The organism is Polaromonas sp. (assembly GCF_029945895.1).
Classification (GTDB): domain Bacteria; phylum Pseudomonadota; class Gammaproteobacteria; order Burkholderiales; family Burkholderiaceae_C; genus Polaromonas.
Genome location: NZ_JAQSDL010000054.1, coordinates 1 through 2743, shown reverse-complemented (window position 1 = coordinate 2743; position 2743 = coordinate 1). Strand labels below are relative to the sequence as shown.

At 61.7% G+C, this 2743-nt stretch carries 3 protein-coding genes and 1 riboswitch; of the genes, 2 read left to right on the top strand and 1 reads right to left on the bottom strand.

Going from position 1 to position 2743, the window contains the following annotated elements:
* The first annotated feature begins 159 nt into the window (after positions 1-159).
* A complete protein-coding gene (locus PSV33_RS07325; protein WP_300560243.1) occupies positions 160-984 on the top strand; it encodes a formate/nitrite transporter family protein in 825 nt (274 codons plus the stop codon).
* Between the two features lie 6 nt (positions 985-990).
* On the opposite strand, the gene PSV33_RS07320 is transcribed toward PSV33_RS07325, so the two are convergent.
* Positions 991-1557 (bottom strand): TMEM165/GDT1 family protein, encoded by a 567-nt coding sequence (locus tag PSV33_RS07320; RefSeq protein ID WP_300560242.1) that lies wholly within the window; start codon positions 1555-1557, stop codon positions 991-993.
* 7 nt (positions 1558-1564) lie between these two features.
* A riboswitch (yybP-ykoY riboswitch) is annotated at positions 1565-1738 on the bottom strand.
* A 148-nt stretch (positions 1739-1886) separates the two neighbouring features.
* On the opposite strand from PSV33_RS07320, the gene PSV33_RS07315 reads away from it, so the two are divergent.
* On the top strand, positions 1887-2743 hold an 857-nt coding region (locus PSV33_RS07315), incomplete at its 3' end, for an ammonium transporter (protein WP_300560241.1).

Sequence of the window (2743 nt, the reverse complement as noted above, 5' to 3'; positions counted from 1 at the left end):
AGAAAACCCGGCATCGCTAAAAGCGAGTCCGGGTTCATGGATGTTCGTCTTTAGCCGTACTTTTTAAGCGCCCGCAAGCTGAGCAAATCGGCGCTGGAGGCTAGTATAAATGCAAGGCGTCCGACCAGGCCCTCAACCACCCTCAATTCAGGAAATCCCATGTCAGAACTGTTTGGCTCCGATGCTTACGCCCCACGCGAAATTGCCGAACGCATTGAAACCGTGGGTGTGGCCAAGGCCCGAATGGCGACCCTGCCGCTGCTGATGCTGGGTGTACTGGCCGGGGCGTTTATCGGTCTGGGCAGCCTCTTTTTTGTGATCGTGAAGTCCGATGCCGGCCTGGGTTTTGCCGCGGCCCAGCTGGTGGGCGGGCTGGTCTTCTCCCTCGGCCTTGTGCTGGTGGTGGTGGCCGGGGCGGAGCTGTTTACCGGCAACAACCTGCTGGCCATGGCCTGGGCTGACGGCAAGATCACGAGCGCCGATGTGCTGCGGAACTGGGTACTGGTCTGCGCGGCCAATTTTGCCGGTGCCGCCGGGCTCGCGCTGCTGGTCTTCGCCAGCGGTCACACCGACATGAACGGCGGCGCCATTGGCCGCACGGTGGTGAAAATCGCGCAGGTCAAACAGGACTTGCCGGTCTGGGAGGCGTTTTTCCGCGGCGTGCTGTGCAACGTCCTGGTGTGCATGGCGGTGTGGATGGCGATGGCGGGGCGCAGCGTCGTGGACAAGGCGGTTGCCATTGTTTTTCCCATCAGTGCTTTTGTTGCCGCAGGTTTTGAACACAGCATCGCCAACATGTACCTGATGCCACTGGCCATGCTGCTTCAGCAGTCGGGTGGCGTGCCTGCGGGCGAAACCATGCTCACCTGGGGCGGCATGGCCCTGAACCTGGCCGTTGTGATTGCCGGCAACCTGATGGGTGGCAGCGTCCTGGTCGGCCTGACCTACCACCTGATCTACCGGCGCGGCCCGAAGGCACCATGAGCGCCCTCAGCCCCAGCCGAGCAAGGCGGCGGCGCCCAGCAAGGCAAAAATCGAGGCCGACACCAGGTGCACCACCCGAAGCGGCACTTTCTTCGTGACCTTGGCGCCCAGCCAGACCACGGGGACGTTGGCCAGCATCATGCCCAGGGTGGTGCCGGCCACCACGCCGAACCAGGCGTCGTAACGGGCGGCCAGCATCACGGTGGCTATCTGCGTCTTGTCGCCCATCTCGGCCAGAAAAAACAGCATCGCGGTGGTGCCGAACACGCCGAAACGCGGCAGGCGTGCGTCGGCCTCATCGTCGTCGAGCTTGTCCGGAATCAGCATCCACCCGGCCATGGCAATGAAGGACGCGCCCAGGATCCAGCGCAGGGTTTGCGGGCTGATCAAGGTGGTCAACCAGGCGCCCAGGGCGCCGGCCATCGCATGGTTGGCAATGGTGGCGACAAAGATGCCGGCCACGATGGGCCAGGGTTTGCGGAAACGGGCCGCGAGGACGAGGGCGAGAAGTTGCGTCTTGTCGCCCATTTCGGCGAGGGCAACAATGCCGGTGGAGATGAGGAAAGCTTCCATGCAATGAGACTCCGGCCGAAAACCATTGACTGCACGGCATCCCCGGCCTTGAGCAGGAGCTGTGCAGTCAAAGGTCTCGCTGGGTCCGATGGACTGCTGGCGCCATGTCCGTGATGGACAAGTCTGTTGACGCAAGCCCCTTTCAGGATTGAAAGGGTGGCTACTCCCCAATGACAGGCTTTATTGTAACCCCCGACTTCCATCCAGTTGGCCGGCGCTACCCAACTTGGTGCGCACCTCTCTGGCGCAGTTTTTGCTTGATTTTGGTGCTGTTACTTTTTATATCCAGCTTTCGCACTAAAACTGCTCAAACATTCAAAGAGGGGCTTATGGACGCACTAAAACAGGGCTCGGATGCCTTGTTCATCCTGTTGGGCGGCATCATGGTTTTGGCCATGCATGCCGGTTTTGCTTTTCTGGAGCTCGGCACGGTCCGCAAGAAAAACCAGGTCAACGCTCTGGTCAAGATCCTGGTGGACTTTTCGGTGTCCACCGTGGTGTATTTCGTCGTCGGTTACGGCGTGGCCTATGGCACCAGCTTTTTTGTCGGCGCCGACGTGTTGGCCGCCAAAAACGGCTATGAGCTCGTCAAGTTCTTCTTCCTGCTGACCTTTGCCGCAGCCATCCCCGCCATCATTTCCGGCGGCATCGCCGAACGCGCACGCTTTTACCCGCAGCTGCTGGCCACCGCCGTGATCGTCGGGTTTGTCTATCCGTTTTTCGAGGGCATTGTCTGGAATCAGCATTTCGGCGTGCAGGCCTGGATCAAGGCCCTGACCGGGTCCGAGTTCCATGACTTTGCCGGCTCCATCGTGGTTCATGCGGTCGGCGGCTGGCTGGCCTTGCCGGCGGTGATTCTGCTCGGCGCGCGCAGCAACCGCTACCGCAAGGACGGCGGGATCTCGGCGCATCCGCCCTCCAGCATTCCTTTTCTCGCGCTGGGCGCCTGGATCCTGACGGTCGGCTGGTTCGGCTTCAACGTCATGAGTGCGCAGACCATTGACAAGATCTCCGGCCTGGTGGCCGTCAACTCGCTGATGGCCATGGTCGGCGGCACGCTGGTCGCGCTGGCGCTCGGCAAAAATGACCCGGGCTTTGTGCATAACGGCCCGCTGGCCGGGCTGGTCGCCGTGTGTGCCGGTTCCGACCTGATGCACCCGCTGGGCGCGCTGGTCACCGGCGGCAT